General features: G+C 42.2%; 19 protein-coding genes and 1 riboswitch. Of the genes, 17 read left to right on the forward strand and 2 right to left on the reverse strand.

All coding sequences use genetic code 11. The features are described from left to right. Positions 1 to 63 precede the first annotated feature (63 nt). The 8 genes from resA (at position 64) to ACIQ0H_RS03500 (ending at position 8,792) form a co-directional block, all read left to right on the forward strand. Positions 64 to 594, forward strand: a complete 531-nt coding sequence (resA, locus tag ACIQ0H_RS03465; RefSeq protein ID WP_403410954.1) for a thiol-disulfide oxidoreductase ResA — start codon at positions 64 to 66, stop codon at positions 592 to 594. Positions 595 to 612: 18 nt separating this feature from the next. Continuing rightward, on the forward strand, positions 613 to 2,268 hold the full coding sequence (resB, locus tag ACIQ0H_RS03470; RefSeq protein ID WP_403410957.1) for a cytochrome c biogenesis protein ResB: 1,656 nt from the start codon (positions 613 to 615) through the stop codon (positions 2,266 to 2,268). Continuing rightward, positions 2,268 to 3,452: a c-type cytochrome biogenesis protein CcsB gene (ccsB, locus tag ACIQ0H_RS03475; protein WP_403410960.1), complete on the forward strand. Its 1,185-nt coding sequence runs from the start codon at positions 2,268 to 2,270 to the stop codon at positions 3,450 to 3,452. Before resB ends, ccsB begins: the two co-directional genes overlap by 1 nt. A 269-nt stretch (positions 3,453 to 3,721) precedes the next feature. Further along, a complete protein-coding gene (locus ACIQ0H_RS03480) occupies positions 3,722 to 4,441 on the forward strand; it encodes a response regulator transcription factor (RefSeq protein WP_403410963.1) in 720 nt (239 codons plus the stop codon). Further along, entirely contained in the window at positions 4,434 to 6,218 is a 1,785-nt protein-coding gene (locus ACIQ0H_RS03485; protein WP_403410966.1) for an ATP-binding protein, read from the forward strand. The genes ACIQ0H_RS03480 and ACIQ0H_RS03485 overlap by 8 nt, the downstream gene beginning before the upstream one ends. Before the next feature lie 45 nt (positions 6,219 to 6,263). Continuing rightward, positions 6,264 to 6,803, forward strand: coding sequence for an RNA polymerase sigma factor SigX (gene sigX, locus ACIQ0H_RS03490; RefSeq protein WP_403410969.1), 540 nt, complete (start codon positions 6,264 to 6,266; stop codon positions 6,801 to 6,803). After that, the gene (locus ACIQ0H_RS03495; RefSeq protein ID WP_403410971.1) at positions 6,793 to 7,794 is read left to right on the forward strand and encodes a hypothetical protein; all 1,002 of its coding nucleotides are present in this window, start codon (positions 6,793 to 6,795) and stop codon (positions 7,792 to 7,794) included. The genes sigX and ACIQ0H_RS03495 overlap by 11 nt, the downstream gene beginning before the upstream one ends. An 80-nt stretch (positions 7,795 to 7,874) precedes the next feature. Further along, positions 7,875 to 8,006: riboswitch (FMN riboswitch) on the forward strand. 204 nt (positions 8,007 to 8,210) lie between these two features. Further along, positions 8,211 to 8,792, forward strand: a complete 582-nt coding sequence (locus tag ACIQ0H_RS03500) for an ECF transporter S component (RefSeq protein WP_403410974.1) — start codon at positions 8,211 to 8,213, stop codon at positions 8,790 to 8,792. 170 nt (positions 8,793 to 8,962) lie between these two features. Here the strand turns inward: ACIQ0H_RS03500 and ACIQ0H_RS03505 are convergent, their stop codons facing one another. After that, positions 8,963 to 9,214, reverse strand: a complete 252-nt coding sequence (locus ACIQ0H_RS03505) for a 4Fe-4S domain-containing protein (protein ID WP_203246438.1) — start codon at positions 9,212 to 9,214, stop codon at positions 8,963 to 8,965. 109 nt (positions 9,215 to 9,323) lie between these two features. On the opposite strand from ACIQ0H_RS03505, the gene ACIQ0H_RS03510 reads away from it, so the two are divergent. The 6 genes from ACIQ0H_RS03510 (at position 9,324) to ACIQ0H_RS03535 (ending at position 15,294) form a co-directional block, all read left to right on the forward strand. After that, positions 9,324 to 10,364: a YpbB family protein gene (locus ACIQ0H_RS03510; RefSeq protein ID WP_403410978.1), complete on the forward strand. Its 1,041-nt coding sequence runs from the start codon at positions 9,324 to 9,326 to the stop codon at positions 10,362 to 10,364. Next, positions 10,364 to 11,791 (forward strand): RecQ family ATP-dependent DNA helicase, encoded by a 1,428-nt coding sequence (locus tag ACIQ0H_RS03515; RefSeq protein WP_403410980.1) that lies wholly within the window; start codon positions 10,364 to 10,366, stop codon positions 11,789 to 11,791. The genes ACIQ0H_RS03510 and ACIQ0H_RS03515 overlap by 1 nt, the downstream gene beginning before the upstream one ends. Before the next feature lie 104 nt (positions 11,792 to 11,895). Beyond that, positions 11,896 to 12,576, forward strand: a complete 681-nt coding sequence (locus tag ACIQ0H_RS03520; RefSeq protein WP_403410983.1) for a LysM peptidoglycan-binding domain-containing protein — start codon at positions 11,896 to 11,898, stop codon at positions 12,574 to 12,576. A 170-nt stretch (positions 12,577 to 12,746) separates the two neighbouring features. After that, complete coding sequence (locus ACIQ0H_RS03525) at positions 12,747 to 13,544, forward strand: metallophosphoesterase (RefSeq protein WP_403410986.1); 798 nt, start codon at positions 12,747 to 12,749, stop codon at positions 13,542 to 13,544. A 6-nt stretch (positions 13,545 to 13,550) separates the two neighbouring features. Next, on the forward strand, positions 13,551 to 14,525 hold the full coding sequence (locus tag ACIQ0H_RS03530) for a YpdA family putative bacillithiol disulfide reductase (protein WP_403410989.1): 975 nt from the start codon (positions 13,551 to 13,553) through the stop codon (positions 14,523 to 14,525). 622 nt (positions 14,526 to 15,147) lie between these two features. Then, positions 15,148 to 15,294 (forward strand): hypothetical protein, encoded by a 147-nt coding sequence (locus ACIQ0H_RS03535; RefSeq protein ID WP_403410992.1) that lies wholly within the window; start codon positions 15,148 to 15,150, stop codon positions 15,292 to 15,294. A gap of 96 nt (positions 15,295 to 15,390) precedes the next feature. Here ACIQ0H_RS03535 and ACIQ0H_RS03540 read toward each other — a convergent pair whose 3' ends face one another. Next, on the reverse strand, positions 15,391 to 16,335 hold the full coding sequence (locus tag ACIQ0H_RS03540) for an asparaginase (RefSeq protein WP_403410994.1): 945 nt from the start codon (positions 16,333 to 16,335) through the stop codon (positions 15,391 to 15,393). A 59-nt stretch (positions 16,336 to 16,394) separates the two neighbouring features. Here ACIQ0H_RS03540 and prsW point away from each other — a divergent pair, with 59 nt between their 5' ends. From prsW to ACIQ0H_RS03555, 3 genes are all read left to right on the forward strand, one after another. Beyond that, positions 16,395 to 17,078 carry a glutamic-type intramembrane protease PrsW gene (gene prsW, locus ACIQ0H_RS03545; protein ID WP_403410997.1) on the forward strand — a complete coding sequence of 228 codons (684 nt, stop codon included), beginning with the start codon at positions 16,395 to 16,397 and terminating at the stop codon, positions 17,076 to 17,078. Positions 17,079 to 17,169: 91 nt separating this feature from the next. Continuing rightward, positions 17,170 to 17,991 carry a spore cortex-lytic enzyme gene (gene sleB, locus ACIQ0H_RS03550; protein ID WP_403411000.1) on the forward strand — a complete coding sequence of 274 codons (822 nt, stop codon included), beginning with the start codon at positions 17,170 to 17,172 and terminating at the stop codon, positions 17,989 to 17,991. A gap of 86 nt (positions 17,992 to 18,077) precedes the next feature. Continuing rightward, a complete protein-coding gene (locus ACIQ0H_RS03555) occupies positions 18,078 to 19,364 on the forward strand; it encodes a PepSY1/2 domain-containing protein (RefSeq protein ID WP_403411003.1) in 1,287 nt (428 codons plus the stop codon). The last annotated feature ends 122 nt before the right edge of the window (positions 19,365 to 19,486 follow it).

A 19,486-nucleotide genomic window follows, 5' to 3' on the forward strand; every position in this document is an offset into this window, starting at 1 on the left:
ATCTATAAGAACCCGTTTGTTATAATTGAGGATGGAGCTATCGATTGTTAGGAGGAAATAGGTTTGGCTAAAGTAGATAAAAAAAGAAACCGTCTTATTATAAGGACAATTGTCCTGTTACTTTTTGTAGTGATCGTCGGCTATACCATTGCTTCTAAAGATAAGGTGAAAGTATTGGCGGTCGGTGACAAAGCACCTGATTTTGAACTAGTAGATTTAGATGGCAACAAACAACGGCTTTCCGATTACAAAGGACAAGGCGTATTCTTGAATTTCTGGGGAACTTGGTGCGGCCCATGTAAAAAAGAAATGCCGCATATGGAAAGCCAGTCTGTAGCATTCAAAGGAAAAGGCGTTAATATACTGGCTGTCAATATTGCGGAATCATCGTTGAAGGTCGAAGCGTTTAGAGATCAGTATGGCTTGACGTTTCCTATCGCTATTGACAAAGATAAGAGTGTCAAAGAGGCCTATAATATAGTGCCGCTCCCTACAACATTTTTGATAAACAAAGAAGGTAAAATCGAAAAGATTATCACAAGCGAAATGACTGAGGCTGAAATTATATCCCATATGGAAAGCATTCAACCTTAAGTAAGGAGTACATGCATAATGAGCAAAATCAAATGTCAATGCGGCCATGAGAATCCATTTGGCACGGTACTTTGTGAGCGATGTGGAAGACCGCAGACCGAAGAAGCGAAAAAGAGTGAACTTGTTGACATGCGTTACGAGGGTTCGTCTAGGCGATCACAAACGTATAACAAGTCCATCATCGATAAAACTTGGAATTTCTTTTCAAGTGTCAAGGTTGGAATTTGGATTATTGTTGCTGTTCTCGTTACAGCTGCAATCGGAACCATTTTTCCGCAGAAGTTATATGTGCCAGTATCACCGCTAGCATCTGGAGCTGAATACCTAGCTTATTATGAGCGCTTGTATGGATTTTTTGGCACAGTTTACTACAAACTTGGTTTTTATGATATGTATAATAGTTGGTGGTTCATCACACTGGTAGGAATGCTTGGTTTGTCCATTATCATTGCCAGTGTCGATCGGGTTGTTCCACTCTATAAGTCCTTGAAAAAGCAACGCACTAAACGTCATCCGTCATTCATGAAGAAACAGCGCGTTTATGGGGAAGGCTCTTCAGAAGACCCAATTACTTCACTTAATAAAGCAGAGGAAAAGCTGAAGGAACTTCGTTACAACGTCAAGACAGAAGACGGTGCATTGCTTGCAGAAAAAGGCCGTTTTGCTAGATGGGGCCCTTATGTCAATCATACTGGAATTATCATTTTCTTAATAGGTGTCTTGCTTCGCGGAATCCCTGGCTTTTATGTGGATGAAACGATGTGGATTCGTGAAGGTGAAACACGTTCAATCCCGGGCGCAGAAGGCTATTATTTGGAGAGTAAAGAATTCATTATGGAGACCTATACGAAAGACGACGCCAACGAAGTATTTGGCGAAGCGCTGGATCGTGTGGGGATGATTGCTAGTAACTATCAGACCGATGTTGCGCTCTATAAAATCCCAGATGACGCATTGATAGGCTCTAGTGAATTTGAATTCATCAAGGATTACTCCATCATTGTTAATAAGCCGCTTAAATTCGATGGCTTTAACGTATTCCAAATGGATTACCGCCTAGATGAATTAAAATCCATGACATTTCAATTAATCGAAAAAGCAACAGATAAAGCGTATGGAGAATTCACGGTTGACTTAACTGAACCGACTAAGGATTACGAACTGGAAAACGGGGCACATGTCAAATTGATGGATTATTATCCAGACTTTGTTATGACGGATGGAGTACCAGATACGAAATCGCCAGTTCCGAACAATCCTGCATTCATCTTTGAGATGAAGACGCCGGAAAAACCGGACGGAGAAAGAAGTTTTGTTGCCATTCAACAGACGCTTGAAACGGATCAAAATGATTATAAGGTGAAGTTTGTCAGTGCGGAGACCCGTGATATCTCGGGGCTAACCATCCGTAAGGACAAAACCATATATATTCTTCTTCTTGGAGGAATTATCTTTATGATTGGTGTTGCACAGGGCGCTTATTGGAACCATAGAAGAATCTGGATCCAACAAGGAACTGGCAACGAACTTTTAGTGGCTGGTCATACAAATAAAAACTGGTTCAAGTTGAAACAAGAACTTGATAAAGTGAAAGATTTTGCGGCATTGCCTTCCTATGAAGATAGGCAAGACGAGGAAGCTATTTTGGAAGATAAGGAAGGAGGAAAATCATAATGGAACTTGCGGCGTTAAGCGCTAATTTACTTTTGGTTTCATTTATTGCCTACCTTATTGCAACGGCATTTTTTGGTGGGGCAGTAAAAGGCGCTAAATCAGAAGCTTCTTATAAAAACAACAGATGGGGAAAAATTGCGATAACTATTACTATCATCGGGTTTATTGCCCATCTAGGTTATTTCATTACGCGTTGGATGGCGTCCGGTCATGCACCCGTTAGTAATATGTTTGAATTTACGACAGCATTCGGAATGATGCTTGTCGGATCGTTCATTCTGTTATTTTTCCTGTACCGAACACCATCACTCGGATTGTTTGCGTTGCCGATTGCTGTGATTATCATCGCATATGCGAGCATGTTCCCAAAGGAAATTACGCCACTCATCCCGGCACTCCAAAGCTATTGGTTGACGGTTCACGTGATTACAGCCGCTTTGGGTGAATCGATTCTTGCCATCAGTGCAGTCGCTGGCCTTATTTTCTTGTTGAAAAATGTGGATATGACCAAAAAATCAAAACAGAGTTTCTGGCTAGAAGCAGTTATGTTTACACTTATACTTGTCATCGGTTTCGTATTGTCTTCGACAACTTTTAAACTGACAGGCTATGAAGCGAAATTCACATTTGTCGATAAAAATGAACAAGTTGCAAAAATGGATTATAATTATCCACCGTTATTTGGTATGCATCAATATGAAGCACTTACGCCAGAGGCGATGACACCATGGGTGGAAATGCCAGCTATCGTTAATGCGAAGACATTAACGACGTTTGTTTGGTCGGTTGCAACGGGAATAGTCTTGTACTTCATTCTTAGACTCATTTTCAGACGTCCAATTGCGACGTTGTTCCAACCATTCGCCCAAAAAGCTAATTCTCAATTGATGGACGAAATTGGTTATCGTGCTGTTATTATTGGTTTCCCAGTCTTTACACTGGGGGCGCTCATCTTCGCGATGATCTGGGCACACGAAGCGTGGTCTAGGTTCTGGGGATGGGATCCAAAGGAAGTTTGGGCTCTTATTACATGGCTATTCTATGCAGCATTTCTTCACTTCCGTTTATCACGCGGTTGGGAAGGCAAAAGGTCGGCGTGGCTTGCCGTTATTGGTTTCATCATTATTATGTTTAACTTGATTGCCGTGAACTTAATCATCGCGGGATTGCATTCATACGCTTGACCTGAGATTGCACGGTTGTTCACTAGACGCCGTGCAATTTTTTTTAGGTTACTTAGGAAATTATAAAATCTCGAACTGTGGATTGGTTACGACATAGAGATTTGATGTCTATGCTCCAGCGGGGAAGGATTGAACTGCATCCTTCCTACTTGTCGGGGCTGAACAGGCGCTTGCGCTTTTGTTCTTGTCGTGGTTGCGCATTCTTGTTTCTTTTTTAGAGTTTGACTTGTACAATGAATTTAGATGCACGTTGAAAGGGGCAATTAGCTATGGAAGAAAAAGTGACGTTGTTAGTTGTAGATGACGAGGAAAGAATTCGCCGTCTGTTAAATATGTACCTCACGCGTGAAGGTTATGAAATTGAAGAAGCAGTGGACGGGGCAGAAGCGCTGGAAAAAGCACTTGTCACGCACTATGACTGTATATTGCTGGACTTAATGATGCCTGAAAAAGACGGTTTTGAAGTTTTGCAGGAGTTAAGAGAAAAGAAAATCATGACACCAGTTATTATGCTGACAGCAAAAGGAGAAGAAGCGGATCGGGTAACTGGATTTGAATCAGGCGCCGATGATTACATAGTAAAACCATTCAGTCCACGTGAAGTGGTACTGCGGGTGAAGGCCATTCTTAGAAGGTCTGTGACGTTTCACGGAGCCACATCAGCATCTTCATCGAAAGATCTTGTCGTTTTCCCACAACTAACGATAGATAACGATGCGCATCGTGTGCTAGCTGAGGGCAACGAAGTGAATCTAACGCCGAAAGAATACGAGCTGCTCTATTTCCTTGCGAAATCGCCGGACAAGGTATTCGATCGTGAACAACTACTAAAAGAGGTATGGCATTACGAATTTTTTGGCGATCTGCGCACAGTAGATACGCATGTGAAACGACTCCGCGAAAAGTTAAGTCGTGTGTCTGAGCGTGCAGCAAAAATGATTGTGACCGTTTGGGGCGTCGGCTATAAATTCGAGGTTCCTCATGAATAGAATATGGAGTTCAATCGTCGGGAAGCTATGGGCAACCATATTGCTTCTCGTTTCCTTTGTCCTGTTTATCGTGACTGCTTTGTTACTTGAGTTTCTCGATAATTACCATACGCAACAGGCAGAAGATTCCTTGCGTAGGGATGCGACGACAATTGGAAAAATCGTTGTGGATCATGATAATGAATCCTCGATGGAGCTTATTATCGAAGACATCCTTGGTGAAGAATCGGATGCGATGATTGTGGGACCAGAGGGGCAAATTATGTACTCTTTTCAACAAGCTATGAACAAAGAGAATATTGAGAGCAAAATTTTAGCTGACTTTAATTTTTCATCGAATAATAGAGGTCATAAACCTGTTGTGAAGGAAATGATTCTCCCTTCTATTATGGAAAAAGGGGTAATGGAACAATATCTTGTGCTGGCTTACCCATTCGAGAAAGATCAGCAGATGGTCGGCTCGGTTATTATCTATCAAAGTTTAGAGGCTGTCCATAGAGCCACGAAGGAAACAACAAATATTGTATTCTTGTCAGCGTTTATTGCCTTTATTTTAACAACTGTTTTCGCCTTTTTCTTATCGACAAGAATCACTTCACCCTTACGTGGTATGAGACAAGCCGCATTTGAATTATCGAAAGGTAATTTTGATACACGATTGCCTGCCTTGCAAAACGATGAAATCGGTCAGCTTGCAACTGCATTTAATCAAATGGGTAGACAACTTAAATATCACGTTGAGTTGATTAATCAGGAAAAGGAACAGCTTTCAAGTATATTAACGTCTATGACGGATGCGGTCATCACTTTCAATCGTGATTACACCATTCTACTCAGTAATCCGCAGGCAGAACGGTTATTACAGAACTGGTACTTTAAGAGTGAAGCGCAAGACAAGAATAACACCATTCCCCCAGAGATTTTTCATATGCTCGACCATGTCATCACGTTCGCTGAAGAAGTAGAAGACGAATTGGAACTAGGGGGCCGATTTTACGTGATTTCGATTAGCCCGCTCTATAGTGGGAGAGATATTCGCGGAGCGGTTGCGGTTCTTCGGGATATGACAGACCAACATAAATTGGATAAGCTGCGTTCGGATTTTATCGCAAATGTTTCGCATGAGTTACGGACGCCGATTTCAATGCTACAGGGATATAGTGAAGCGATTATTGACGGTGTTACGTCCAATGACGAAGAACGCAATGAGATGGTGCAAATCATTCATGATGAGTCGAAACGGATGGGCAGACTTGTAACGGATCTGCTAGATCTCGCTAGGATGGAATCGGGCCATATGCGACTATACAAAGATGATCTACCGATGATTCCTTTCCTAGATCGAATTGTCAACAAGTTTATGCAAGTCGCACGTGATGCGCATGTCGAATTGTCATTTGAATTTCCGCAAGGAGAAGAAATTGTCTCGAATGTTGATGAAGATCGGATAGAGCAAGTCTTTACCAATCTAATTGATAACGCGATCCGTCATACGCCTGATGGAGGAAAAGTGATATTGGCTATCGAAAAGTATGCCGATACGATCGAAATTACGGTGACGGATACGGGTGTGGGCATACCGGAAGGGGATTTACCATATATTTTCGAGCGCTTTTATAAAGCGGACAAAGCGAGAACAAGGGGCAAAGGCGGAACAGGTTTGGGTCTTGCGATTGCCAAAAATATTATTGATTCCCATAGTGGTACAATTACGGCAAATAGGGGAGAAAAAACTGGTACCATTTTTAGCTGTACATTACCTTTAAAAATGTTGTAACTATTTAACGTGAAAAACGACTAATTAAAAGAACGGGGGTATTTCATGGACGACTCCGTTTTCCACCGGCTCTATGAACAATACCACCAAGACGTGTTCAAGTTTCTTATCTATTTGACGAGGAATCGTGATCACGCTGAGGATCTTGTGCATGAAGTGTATGTGAGGGTATTGCGAGCATACGGCGGTTTTGAAGGGAAAAGTTCTGAAAAGACGTGGCTTTTTTCCATTGCGAAAAACGTAGCGATTGACCATTTCAGAAAAAATGCTGTCCGCAAGAAGCATCTATTCGATAAATTTGACTGGGAAAAAAGTGAGCTTGTTTCGACGGGGATTCTCCCGGAAGAACTGGTTACACTGAGTGAAGAGATGAAAGAGCTCTTACAGGCGCTTAACAAATGCACAGGTGATCAGAAAATGGTTATCACGATGCGTTATTTCCAGGATCTTTCGATAGCGGAAACGGCTGAAATTCTTGGCTGGACAGAGGGGAAAGTGAAAACAACCCAACACCGGGCAATCAAAGCACTACAAAAGAAATTGAATGCTCTTCCTACAGAAGGGGGGAAACCAAATGACCGATAAAAAATGGGACGACAACAAGATTGACAACCTTCTTGGCAGCATGCCGGATATACAAGATGAGCGCCTAAAGTCGGACATATTGATGCGGCTGAAACAAGACGAAAGGCTACACCCCCCTCGTCGACATACGCAGAAAAAATGGGTGCCGGCTTTAGTGGTGGTGGCTGCACTCCTTATGTTTAGTCTTCTAATCCCTTCCATGTTGAAAAATAATGAAGGTGCGATGGATAAAGCTGTTGAGTCTGTTTCGTTAAAACATCATGAAATGGAAATGTCTACGGACGATGCGACTGAAGACCGTGCTGAGTTGGCGAACAATGTACCAGAAACCAGAGTAGTCGGTGAAGCAAAGCTTTTGATGGATGTTCAAAGTCATGTCTTGTTGCAAGAGGATCTACAAGGATTTCAACCTCTTCAAATAGGGCTTATTGCAGATGATCATATAACTGTTCCAATGACTTTTTTAATTCCGGCGGAAAGAGTGGTTGCTGATTTTTCGAAAGGACAGCCGGATAGTGTGGCCCTTTACAATCAGTATGCTGCAGGGATTCCTGGGAAGGAACTTGGGTTTGCGGAAATGGAGCTAGTTGCTAGGGTAAACCCGCAACCTTATTACAAAATGGTCATGCCTACTGGTCAACAATATCTGACGCCATCTGAATCAGAGAATGTACTGACCGTAGAAAAGGCACTTCTTGTGATGAAGGAATCACATGATAGTGCATTAGAAGAACTTGTTCCAGCAAATCTTCTATATGACGTAGAGGAAAAGCAGGGCGTGGCAGTGATTACGTTTACAGAGCCGCTCGATTTGACAGGAATGGATCAAATCGAGGCAGGTGCAATGATAGAAGGATTCATGCTAACAGCAAAAAGTTTCAATAAACAAGTTCGTTTGGAAAACGTCATACAGGACACATTCTTACGCTACGATTTGACAATCGTATTGCCTGAGCCAGTTGGTGTCAATCCAACCTATTACGTTGAATAATGATAGAAAAAGCGCTTTGTAAACACTTAAGTTTACAAAGCGCTTTTTGATGTATATAATAGGGTGGTAATAAAATATTGATTCATCTTCGGGGCAGGGTGTAATTCCCGACCGGCGGAAATGGAGAGTTTCTCTTCTAGCCCGCGAGCTTAACAGCTGATTCCGGTGTGATTCCGGAGCCGACAGTATAGTCTGGATGGGAGAAGGTGAAGGTGCGGCCGTCTTTTTGTGTTGTCCACAAAAAGGGTGCTTATTTAAATGCGGGTAAAAAAGATAATTCTATCTTTTTTACACGTCTATTTAACGATACCTTTTAACTCCCTAGAGCTTATTAGCTCTGGGGATTTTTTGTAGACATGGATTGACGGAACGGCCTTTCCTCTTTTGAAGTGAATCGCAAAAGGAGAGAGGAACAAATGAATAACAAGAAATTACGAAGGATGATTCTTATTGCAGTCCTTGGGAGCATTGGGACTGTGTTAATGCAGTTCAATTTTCCACTACCGGCTTTACCAGGATTCTTGAAAATCGATTTTGGAGAAATCCCAGCAGTTTTGGCAGTTATGACAATGGGGCCGGTTGCAGGTATCGGGGTCGAACTCATCAAGAATATTTTGCACTGGTTCTTTTCGGGAAGCCCGACTGGAGTTCCGGTTGGGGAAATTGCAAACTTTACAACAGGTATGCTTTTCATCCTGCCAATCTACTTTATTTTCAATAAATTCCGTACAGCAAAAGGGTTGACGGTGGGTCTTATCGCAGGTACAGTCGCGATGGCTGTAGGAATGACCGCATTGAACTATTTCGTATTTTTACCGATGTACACGTACTTTCTTAACTTCCCACCTTATACGGGGAATGCTTTATATACAGTGGTTGTCTTAGGTATTTTACCTTTCAATTTCATTAAAGGCATCATGCTGATGCTTATTTCATTGCTGCTTTTCAAGAGCATGAAAAAATGGATTGCCCAGCAACGAACTCAATTGATGGCGTGATATCCGACGGAGGCTTGGGCCTGCACGACGCAGGTCATGCAGGCGTTGCCACAGGACGTGGCGAACTTAGCCTGCGATCTACTATTCAGATGGAAATGTCACAATTTAGCCAAAAAGAAAGGCCGTCCTGAATGATTTCAGGGCGGCCTTTCAATGTACTAAACGAATAATTAGTCTTCGTATTTTAACGCATCGCCATCAAATGGCGCATCAGCGATTTTGATTGAATCGGTTGGACAACCATCAAATGCATCTTCCAAATCTTCCATTAGTTCTTCTGGAACTTCGGTTGTACCCGTGTTATCATCAAGGATAACGTAAGCAATTCCTTCATCATCGTAATCGTAAATATCCGGAGCAGCAGCTCCACAAGCGCCACATGCAATACATGTATCTTGATCGACGATTGTATATTTAGGCATAGTCTTTCTCTCCTCTTTTCTCCGTACAAACAATTTACTTCACATCTCATTCTAATGATATTGACTACAGTTTTCAACAAAAAGAATTTATTAATTGGAGGAATTCCTCATGAATCTTTCTTTATTACTACTGGCTATCATACAGAAGCTAGATGGTGAGCGGACGATTTATGCCGGGCTTCATTTATTGCGTGGCAAACGTTCAGGGCAAACGCTGCAGGATGTGGAGTACTATAACCTGAAAACATTCTTTGGTATTTTACCTAAGTTAACCGTCGAAGACTATGATGAGGCGGCAAAATTATTGAGTGATGCAGGCTTAATTGAAACGAGAGCTGATTCGTCCGTGATTTTGACGGAAAGTGGACGACTAGCTGCTAAAACTTTACCGGTCTACCAGTTTAATGGTTGGGATTATCGGGGGAGAGAAACGATTTTTTTTGCACGACTATCGCTTGCGATTCAAACTGTGTCGAATGTTAAAGCGGGAGAAAGTTCATTCATGCCGATTCAAAAAGACTATGATATCCAACTGTTTGTAAAAAAACTGCTTCACAAGCAACCTATTAGTGATCCAACCTATGCAAGTTATATTGCTGGAGAGCTTAGTTTATGCATGGAGCGCAGTGGCATGGATGATCAACAAAAAATTATCTTTACGCACCGTTTAAGTGGCTTTGGCTTGACTGGTTGGACGTGGGATCAGCTAGCAGATCATTTAAAACTAAAGCCATTTGTGATTCAACTACTATTTATCGAAAGCCTACATAGGTTACTGGTGGTCATCGAACGTTCACCCGATATGCCATTTTTGACAACAATCGCTGAAAATATCAAAGTAAAGACCTATTTGACCGATTCTTCAAGTAAGACGAAACAACTTTTTGATCGTGGCATGTCGATTGAAGAGATTGCAGCGATGCGACAATTAAAGGTAAGTACCATTGAGGATCATTTTGTCGAACTGTCCATTAATGACCCACAATTTCCACTCACGCAATTTGTCGCAGAGGAGACGGTTCAAGAGGTTGTGGCGAAAGTGAATGATATGGCTTCGCGCAGGCTCCGATTGTTAAAAGCTGAATTTGAAACGTTGTCCTATTTTCAACTTCGACTGATTTTAGGGGCGCGGACCGGGGAGGGGAATTGATGGATATTCACAAAATACTAAAAGAACGATTTGGTTTTGGGCAATTTAGACCCGGGCAAGAAGAAGTGATTCGTAATGTCCTTGCGGGTAAAGACACGCTTGCTATTTTGCCGACCGGAATGGGAAAGTCCTTGTGCTATCAATTGCCAGCCTATCTTTTGGACGGGACCGTGTTGATTGTTTCACCGCTTGTCGCGTTAATGGAGGATCAAGTGGCGATTATGAAGAGAAATGGTGAAAAGCGGGTTGTTGCACTCAATTCATTTTTATCATATACGGAGAAAAAACGTATTCTAACTGAATTAGGGAACTATAAATTCGTTTTTATTTCACCGGAAATGCTAATGCAAAAAAATGTGGTGAAACGTCTTCAAGACATTCGTTTGGCCTTGCTTGTCGTCGATGAAGCGCATTGTATTTCACAATGGGGCTTTGATTTTAGACCGGATTATTTACGGCTTGGAGAATTGTTTGAGGAATTCCATCGGCCAACTATCCTTGCGCTAACGGCAACAGCTGATGATCAGGTAACAACCGATATCATTCAGTATTTGCGGCTCCGATTGCCGGTTATTCTTCGCCAATCGCTAGATCGCCCGAATATTTCATACGCAATCGTCAAGGTCGATGATGAAAGGATGAAAACGGATTGGATTAAGGAGCGGCTAGTGACGACGGCAAGTCCTGGCATCATCTATGTAGCATCGCGAAAACGGGCAGATGAACTCGCAGCCATTCTTCAAGGAGTGGGAGTATCTGTGGCTTCTTATCATGCGGGCAAGGAGCAGGAAGACCGTGCATTCATTCAAGAGCAATTCATCGCAGGTGAAATCAGTTGGATATGCGCGACAAATGCATTTGGTATGGGCATACATAAAAATAATATACGCCAAGTGATTCATGAACACGTTCCGCAAGCAATCGCTAGCTATATTCAAGAAGTTGGACGAGCGGGACGCGATGGCAAACAATCTGCGGCAACTTTACTTTTTTCACCGGCTGATGAAGGAAGAATGCGTTTCATTCTTCAGGAGGATATCCCGCAAGAGTCGGAAATACGTCACTATGCAAGTCTGCTTGCGGAACAGATCCCGGTAGATGTGGCAGCTGGGGAGGCGCGAATTAGCGAAACGAACCAGCGTGTCATAAACTATTACAGGGAACGAATGTCAATCGACGGAGTTATTCAACAAATGGCGCAACAAAAGTACAAAAAAGAAGCCCAACTCCAAAAGATGCTTCGCTTCGTTCATTCGGAAAAATGTCTAAGAGAAGAACTATTGGCTTTTTTCGGTGAGCAATGTGATGTGGTGCCAAATTCCTGTTGTTCAGTCTGCGGAACAGTCGACGAATTATGGGCAGAACCGCTTATGCTCGATAAAAAAATAGTAAGCTGGGAGCAAAGACTTACCCAACTTCTTGGGTAAAAGGTTCACCGTTATGTCGTAAAAGTACGCTAAGGTATATTTGATTTTTACGACAAAATTCGTCATAATGAAGGAATAGCAAGATGTGATAGGAGAATGTAGCGATGAAAAAAGACGATTATAAAACTGAATTTGAAAAACAGCGACAGGAAATTGATTTGGATGAAAATAATGACAATCTTCCATCACGTGCAGCATTGCATGGAAAAGGTCGCAAAGAAAAAAAGAAGTCGGGTAATCTTCTGATTAATATCATTCTTGGATTGTTCACACTGATTCCAGTCATTATTTTGGTCTATGTTGTTACTGATTTTTATAATCCAGGCGCTAATCCTTCTGCCAAAGACACGGATACGGGTATTCGTTATGAAGAAACGCCGAAAAATACCACTGACGGAAAAAATGATGATCCAGATAAGGATATCGCCTTGGGTGAAAAGGCTGATGGTGGTAAAGTAGATAGCAAGGATGTAAAAGAAGAGGAACCGAAAATCGAAATTGACAAGAAGCCGGAAGTTAATACCAAACCAGAAGTCGAAAAAAAACCTGAAGAGAAGCCTGTAACGAAACCGGTTGTAGATGTGAATCCAACTCCGGAAAAGAAACCGGAAGTGACGCCGGAGAAAAAGCCAACAGGCAAAACACATAAAGTGGCAACAGGTGAAACGCTTTACCGGATTTCGGTGAACTACTACGGTTCAGACGTAGGTGTTGAAAAAATCAAAAAAGCTAATGGCTTATCATCGAATAATATTGCGGTTGGGCAGACACTTATTATTCCTTAATAGTTACAAGCAGTAGGCATCATTCAAAATCTATAACAGTTGAACAAGTGTATAGTCTTATAGAGAACGATAGGCTACCATTTATTAGTTCAACCTAACAAGGTGTATAACAAAGTACGGAAAAAAGGCGAAGTATCCTTGCTTTGCCTTTTTTCTTATGAAAGGGGCGCATGATTACGGTCGATAAAATGGTATGGATAGCGCTGTCGTTAACGATTGGTTTGTTCGCCTATATGTTTACGAACGCCAAGCAAAGAAATGTCATCTTGCATGAAGTGAATGTCGGAACAGGGGGGGACCCTGACAAAAAACTAACTGTATTTTTCATCTCTGATATCCATCGACGCAAAATTGGCAAAAAATTATTGACGAAAATTCGTGATGGCAATGAAATTGATGTCGTCATCATCGGTGGGGATCTTGCGGAAAAAGGCGTACCACTAGCACGAATAGCCAAAAATGTTCAGCATCTTTCCCGTCTAGCTCCGCTATTTTTTATTTGGGGCAATAATGATCGTGAGGTTGGTGAACAACAAATCAGAGACATTATTCTTCAGAATGGCGGCAAGATTCTTGATAATGAAAGCGTCAGTATCCCCGGGCATCCTGATTGGGGCATTGGGGGAACCGATGACCCTTCCAGCGGTAATGTCGATATCGGTTCGATGCTTCAGTCGATACAACAGTATGCCCATATGATTATCGCGACACATAACCCCGTGCTATTTCGTAAAATAGAGCAAGTATTTCAGCCGCGTTTGATGGTTGCGGGTCATACACACGGCGGGCAAATTCGGTTAGGGAAGTGGGGCTTACAGGAAAAAGGAGTTTTTCGACGGGGTGAGGGCTGGGCAAAGCTAATTAGCAATGGCTTTGGCACATCTACACTGCCTCTCCGCCTTGGCGCCCCGCCGGAATGTCATATCATTCACGTCAGTTATACGGAAAGTGTACCAAAGGAGTTGTAAGGACAAATGATACGTAAAGATGCAATTGTTGTCGGAGGCGGTCCATGTGGCTTGTCTGCGGCAATTGAATTACAGCAAATGGGACTGGATGTACTTATTATTGAAAAGGGCAACATTGTCAACTCGATTTATAATTATCCCACGCACCAGACGTTTTTCAGTTCTAGCATTAAATTATCCATTGGGGATATCCCATTCATTACCGCGATTGACAAACCCAAGCGCAATGATGCGCTTGTTTATTACCGAAAAGTTGCTGAACTGAAAAAAGTAGTGGTGAACAGTTTTGAAAAAGTGGCAGACGTCAGGAAACAAAGTGAAGGCTTTCATGTCGTGACGGATAAAGGAGACTATTTCGCTACTTATGTTGTCATAGCAACTGGCTATTATGACAATCCAAATCAACTTGATGTTGAAGGCGAAAATTTACCAAATGTTTTTCATTATTTTAAAGAAGCGCATCCTTTTTTCGGGAAAAAAGTGGTCGTGATTGGTGGCAAAAATTCGTCTGTCGATGCCGCGCTTGAATTGGAGCGTGCAGGTGCATCGGTCACTGTTGTTTATCGTGGATCTGACTATTCGCCAAGTGTTAAACCGTGGATTTTACCTGGATTCGATAGCCTCGTTCGGAGCGGAGAAATTGATATGCATTTTAACGCTAACGTCGTTAACATCACGGAATCGACTGTGACGATTGAACAGGCAGGGGCAACATTCGAAGTGGAAAATGATTTTGTCTTTGCGATGATTGGCTATCACCCGGATTATTCTTTCTTGAAGGGGATTGGCATTACCACAGATCAGGCAAGTGGTCGACCTACATTTGATGAAGAGACGATGGAGACGAATGTAGAGGGGCTCTTTATAGCCGGTGTTATCTCTGCTGGCAATAATGCAAATGAAATATTTATCGAAAACGGCAAGTTTCACGGGGGTATGATTGCCCGTGCTATAGCAGCAAAACAGGCTGATATGAAATAATGGAAGGCTGCCTTTTGACCGAACATTGGTTGAAAGGTAGCCTTTTTTCACATCCGTTGAGTAATTAAAACCAACCAGAAAATAATTGAATCAAACACCGAGTGCTACGTGTATGGTATGTTTGGCACTCTTTGGATTGAATGACTACTATGCGATTATCGAGATCCCTACACACTCTTTTCGGTAATCGTATGGTGGTCCTACATCCGGCGCTCTCCAAAAGCACAGACACACGAAGAGCTGAAGCTTTTTGGGACGAAAGAGTAGCTAGCATTAAACATGGAAAGAAGCCACCAAAGATACAATTTTGGCGGCTGAGGCTTTCTATTTGGTTTTTTCTTTATTTATTCTAAAGTAGCGTCACTTTCTATAAGGTATCACAGGGGGAGGAATTGTATTGCATTTCTCCTTAGATTAGATGCATAATCTTTGCTGAAAGTACGAATGAAACCCATTGTACAGCGTGCCAGAGTTCCCGAAATTGAATCTTCGGGAACTTACGATCCCGAAAGAAAGTTATCTAATCTTTTCTTTTAAAGTAACCACATTTTTCACTTGAATGTTGTAGGGACGCGACAGGCAACTAATCGCAACAGGATGACCGAGAAGAGTATGTCTAGCAATGACTTCGTCATTGCTAGACATACTGGGGGTTCCTTTTGGTAAATCTGTCGTGAATATTTCGCCGAAAGCGGACCGGAAACGAACCAGTGAAAATGGAGGTTTTCAAGCCTTTCATACCGGTGTTTATATGAAAGAAAATGGTTAATCAATAGACGTGGCCTTTTTCATGTAGCATAGGGGCTACAATGTGTTTGCGATTTGTTGGACAGTCACGGTTTAGGCCATCCATTTCTTCATCCTACTAAGATCTTCCCGAACAAAGTTCTAGCAGTAGCTTTAGACGTGCTTTTTGACCACTTAGGCCATGCTCGAAACGGACGCCAAGATCTTTTAACATTTTCCCGCCACCTTCATAGGCATAAATGTCTTGTGCGATGCCATTAAAGCAGCGTGAAACGAGAATGACAGGAATATCTTCATCCAATAAATGTTGAATGCCTGTAAGTAAAGCGGGCGGCACATTTCCTTGGCCGAGTCCCTCTAGTACGACGCCGTCATAGCCAAGTGAGGCGGCGGAGTGGAGCATGTCGGATTCCATCCCTGCATAGATTTTGAACATGGCCACCTTTTTACAAATCGACCCCACTGGAAGGAAAATGCGGGATAAAGGAGCATGGTGAAAATGAATAGCCGATTTAGTCACGATACCGATAGGTCCATATTGCGGACTTTGGAAAGTTGAAACGCTACTGGAATGCGTTTTAGTCACGTTTGTCGCCGTGTGAATTTCATCATTCAAGACGACTAGAACGCCTTTATTTGAGGCCTCATCGTCGGCGGCGACCCGTACAGCAGACATTAGGTTATAGACACCATCCGCACCAATTTCATTGGAAGAGCGCATGGCACCTGTTAGGACAATCGGAATCGAGTAGTCTGTCGATAGTTCTAAAAAGTAGGCGGTTTCTTCAAGTGTATCTGTGCCATGCGTAATGACGATACCATCAAAATCACTACTTTCAGTCTGCTGATCAATCATCATTTTCAGTGTAAGCATATGGTGCGGAGTAATATGCGGCGACGGTAAATTGAAAGCCTCCATTTCTGTGATTTTGGCAAATTGTTGAACTTTGTCAATCTCCAGTGCGAGTGGATTTGCAGCGCTCAATATGACGCCGCCTGTTTCCATGTTCAACTGCATCGAAATTGTTCCACCTGTATGGATTAGTAAAATGTTTTTCTTCAACTTGGAACCTCCTATGTAAGGTAATTCATGGTATAATGGTCTGGATTGGGGGCGCGCCTATGTTCATATTGCTAACTGTTGCAATTGCGCCGGGATTGGCGCTCTTCAGCTATTTTTATTTAAGAAAACAGATTGCAAAAGAGCCATCACGTACATTATTCCATACATTCATATATGGCGCTATTATGACATTTCCAATTATGTTCATTCAGCATGTTTTCGAAGAAGAAAATATCTTTACTAACTATTTTACACTCAATGTCATTTTCACAAGTGGTCTTGAGGAATTTTTTAAATGGCTTATTCTGCTCATCGCGATTTACCGGCATTTCGAATTTGAGGATGCCTATGATGGTATTTTATATGGTGCCAGCGTGTCGCTTGGTTTTGCTACAGTCGAAAACATTATTTATCTTCTTGCATTTGGAGCAGACGTTGCATTCGTTCGCGCATTGTTACCTGTTTCAAGCCATGCATTATTTGGTGTTGTAATGGGATATTATTTTGGGCGCGCGAAATTTGCAGTGGAATCAAATATTAATAAGTATTTATTCCTGGCGCTTCTTGCCCCGTACTGCCTTCACTTTATCTATAACGGTATATTTGCTATAAATGCTTTTTCACAGTACTTAATCGTACCGTTTATGCTGTTCCTTTGGTGGTTCGGCTTGACGCGAGTTAAATATGCTCATACGTTCGCGATGCAACAATTTAGACGCAAAGCTAAAACGATGACAAAATGATCCGGCCGCCGCCGGATTTTTTTTTATTGTCAGCAGGTATTTATCGACAAATAAAATGTAGAACTTTGGGCAAGCTGTATAAAAAGGAGGAATGAATGTGAAAAAGTGGTTTATGCGCGTGATGGTAGTTGCTCTTCTTTTTGGAAGTGCATATGCCGTATCACCAGGCCAAATTACAGCGTTCAGTTCGCAGGAGGTGACACGTGGTGCCTTCGGTGATGATGTTATCGAGCTGCAATCGAGACTTCAGTATATCGGTTTTTATACAGGAACGATAGACGGGAAATTTGGCTACGGGACTTATTGGGCGTTGCGTAATTTTCAAGAGAAGTATGGACTCCCTGTCGATGGAGTTGCAGGAGCAAAGACCAAAAAGAAGTTGGCGGACGCTTCATCCTATGACGAGAAATTCGTCAAAGATAATTTGAATAAGGGCAATAAATTTACCCATTATGGTGGCAAGCCTTTATCATCCCAAGTAACGCAAGGAACAGGGAATCAAGGGGCAGGGAATCAAGGGTCGGGGAATAAAGGCGATGTCCAATTACCTGCTAAATATTCGGAAAAAGATCTTCAACTAATGGCAAATGCTGTTTATGGGGAGGCAAGGGGGGAACCATATGAAGGTCAGGTTGCGGTTGCAGCGGTCATTTTGAACCGGGTTGAGCACCCTGATTTTCCTGATACTGTAGGCGGTGTGATTTTTCAGCCGCTTGCCTTTACTGCGGTAGCGGATGGGCAGATCTGGCTGGAGCCAAATGAACGGGCGAAAGAAGCCGTCCTTGATGCGATTAATGGTTGGGATCCATCTGAAAATGCGATCTACTACTTTAATCCAATCACTGCGACAAGTAAATGGATTTGGTCACGTCCGCAAATCAAGAAAATCGGATTGCATATTTTCTGCAACTAATGGGAGTATCAGAAATTGGTGACGAGAGGAGGACAGGCAAAAGTTACTGGAAATGTTAATTGATTCTGGTGATGTTTTGCAGAACTATGAAAAAAGTGATATTTGTCTTAGTGTACTCGTTAGCTGCATTATCGATTTTTTCTATCGGGAAAGCAGCCGAAAACGAACAGCTTGCCATTGCGCTTAGTGGGCAATACGCAAGTAAGATGACAGATGCGTCCGAAAAGCTTGAAGAACTTGATACGGCGGTGAAGAAGACGTTACTGTTCAAAGAATCGGACGGCTCAGAAAAAGCGCGTGAAGATATTTGGCGACTGTCTTCCGACATTAAAAACTCAGTTTCATCATTACCGCTCGATCAGAGCTTCTCTACCTCGTGGTTGAACTATCTCGGGCGACTTGGCAATTATGCCAAAGAAGCAGATCGTGCAGCAGATAATGAAGAGTATCATAAAGTCATGGCGCAAGCTTCAAACAATCTTCGTAAACTGGCGGATGAGTGGGAAGTGGCGACAGTTGGAATGATCAGTGGAAGACTCTCAATGGACGATTGGAGGAACAGGCTAGACTCTACCGACAAAGGGCATGACTGGGCAGGTATGGGGACAGCGGTGAAACAATATACGGAAAGTGATTTTCCGCTGACAGCAAGTGAATCAGATTCGATGAAGAAAAGGGATTTACGAGATTTGTCCGATGAAAAAGTAACAAGTGATGAGGCTGTTGATCGATTCAAACAACTATTTCCTTCTGTTTCCAATGAGATTATTGGTGTTGAATCCAGTAAACCAGGCTCACCATACCCTTTTTATCACATACGATTTGCGGAAAACCAATCCATTGGTTATGTGGATATAACGGAAAAAGGTGGGCATGTCTTATCATTTCTTTCTGAAAGACCTTTTGGTAAGGAAAGTCTTCCCTTTGAAGATATTAAGAAAAAAGCCGAGAAGTTTTTATTGGATGCGGGATATAAAGATCTTGTTTACGAGGAATCCAGGGAAAATAATACGGCCTGGCATTTTGTATACGTGAGAGTAGAGCCTGAGTATAAGGCGAAAATATTTTCTGATGTGATCCATTTGAAAGTCGCGAAAGATAATGGCGGTATTGTTGGATTGGATGCATCTGAATATATCCGGAAAGAGAAGACGAAATCACAGCCCATTACAGAAAAAGATTGGAAGAAGTTTTTCCATTCTGGTGTGACGGTTGTTAAAGAAGAGCTTGCTTATGTGGAAAACGACAGATTAGAGCAAAGGTTAACACATTACCTAACGGTTACAATGGATGAAAATGGGCAAATAGGCACGTACGCGGTCATTATTGATACTGAAACGTCTGAAGTAATTAAAACCGAGAAGTTGCAATAGGTTCAACGTGCTTCAACAAGGTTTATAAAGTGTGAAATACAAAATACCCATTGGAATTCCCAGCCATTCATGACATAATGAATGTGAGAATAGTAGCAGGTTAACCATTAGGTTTAAATACC

The organism is Sporosarcina sp. NPDC096371 (genome assembly GCF_044762865.1).
In the GTDB taxonomy this organism is placed as follows: Bacteria; Bacillota; Bacilli; order Bacillales_A; family Planococcaceae; genus Sporosarcina.

What these genes read in the sequence shown, in the direction of transcription:
- ccsB (WP_403410960.1), top strand. Translation starts at nt 2,268, where the DNA reads ATGGAACTTGCGGCGTTAAGCGCTAATTTACTTTTGGTTTCATTTATT.
- ACIQ0H_RS03515 (WP_403410980.1), top strand. Translation starts at nt 10,364, where the DNA reads ATGGATATTCACAAAATACTAAAAGAACGATTTGGTTTTGGGCAATTT.
- ACIQ0H_RS03505 (WP_203246438.1), bottom strand. Translation starts at nt 9,214, where the DNA reads ATGCCTAAATATACAATCGTCGATCAAGATACATGTATTGCATGTGGC.
- prsW (WP_403410997.1), top strand. Translation starts at nt 16,395, where the DNA reads ATGTTCATATTGCTAACTGTTGCAATTGCGCCGGGATTGGCGCTCTTC.
- ACIQ0H_RS03495 (WP_403410971.1), top strand. Translation starts at nt 6,793, where the DNA reads ATGACCGATAAAAAATGGGACGACAACAAGATTGACAACCTTCTTGGC.
- resB (WP_403410957.1), top strand. Translation starts at nt 613, where the DNA reads ATGAGCAAAATCAAATGTCAATGCGGCCATGAGAATCCATTTGGCACG.
- ACIQ0H_RS03500 (WP_403410974.1), top strand. Translation starts at nt 8,211, where the DNA reads ATGAATAACAAGAAATTACGAAGGATGATTCTTATTGCAGTCCTTGGG.
- sleB (WP_403411000.1), top strand. Translation starts at nt 17,170, where the DNA reads ATGAATGTGAAAAAGTGGTTTATGCGCGTGATGGTAGTTGCTCTTCTT.
- ACIQ0H_RS03555 (WP_403411003.1), top strand. Translation starts at nt 18,078, where the DNA reads ATGAAAAAAGTGATATTTGTCTTAGTGTACTCGTTAGCTGCATTATCG.
- sigX (WP_403410969.1), top strand. Translation starts at nt 6,264, where the DNA reads ATGGACGACTCCGTTTTCCACCGGCTCTATGAACAATACCACCAAGAC.
- ACIQ0H_RS03510 (WP_403410978.1), top strand. Translation starts at nt 9,324, where the DNA reads ATGAATCTTTCTTTATTACTACTGGCTATCATACAGAAGCTAGATGGT.
- ACIQ0H_RS03520 (WP_403410983.1), top strand. Translation starts at nt 11,896, where the DNA reads ATGAAAAAAGACGATTATAAAACTGAATTTGAAAAACAGCGACAGGAA.
- ACIQ0H_RS03525 (WP_403410986.1), top strand. Translation starts at nt 12,747, where the DNA reads ATGATTACGGTCGATAAAATGGTATGGATAGCGCTGTCGTTAACGATT.
- ACIQ0H_RS03535 (WP_403410992.1), top strand. Translation starts at nt 15,148, where the DNA reads ATGACTTCGTCATTGCTAGACATACTGGGGGTTCCTTTTGGTAAATCT.
- ACIQ0H_RS03480 (WP_403410963.1), top strand. Translation starts at nt 3,722, where the DNA reads ATGGAAGAAAAAGTGACGTTGTTAGTTGTAGATGACGAGGAAAGAATT.
- ACIQ0H_RS03485 (WP_403410966.1), top strand. Translation starts at nt 4,434, where the DNA reads ATGAATAGAATATGGAGTTCAATCGTCGGGAAGCTATGGGCAACCATA.
- ACIQ0H_RS03530 (WP_403410989.1), top strand. Translation starts at nt 13,551, where the DNA reads ATGATACGTAAAGATGCAATTGTTGTCGGAGGCGGTCCATGTGGCTTG.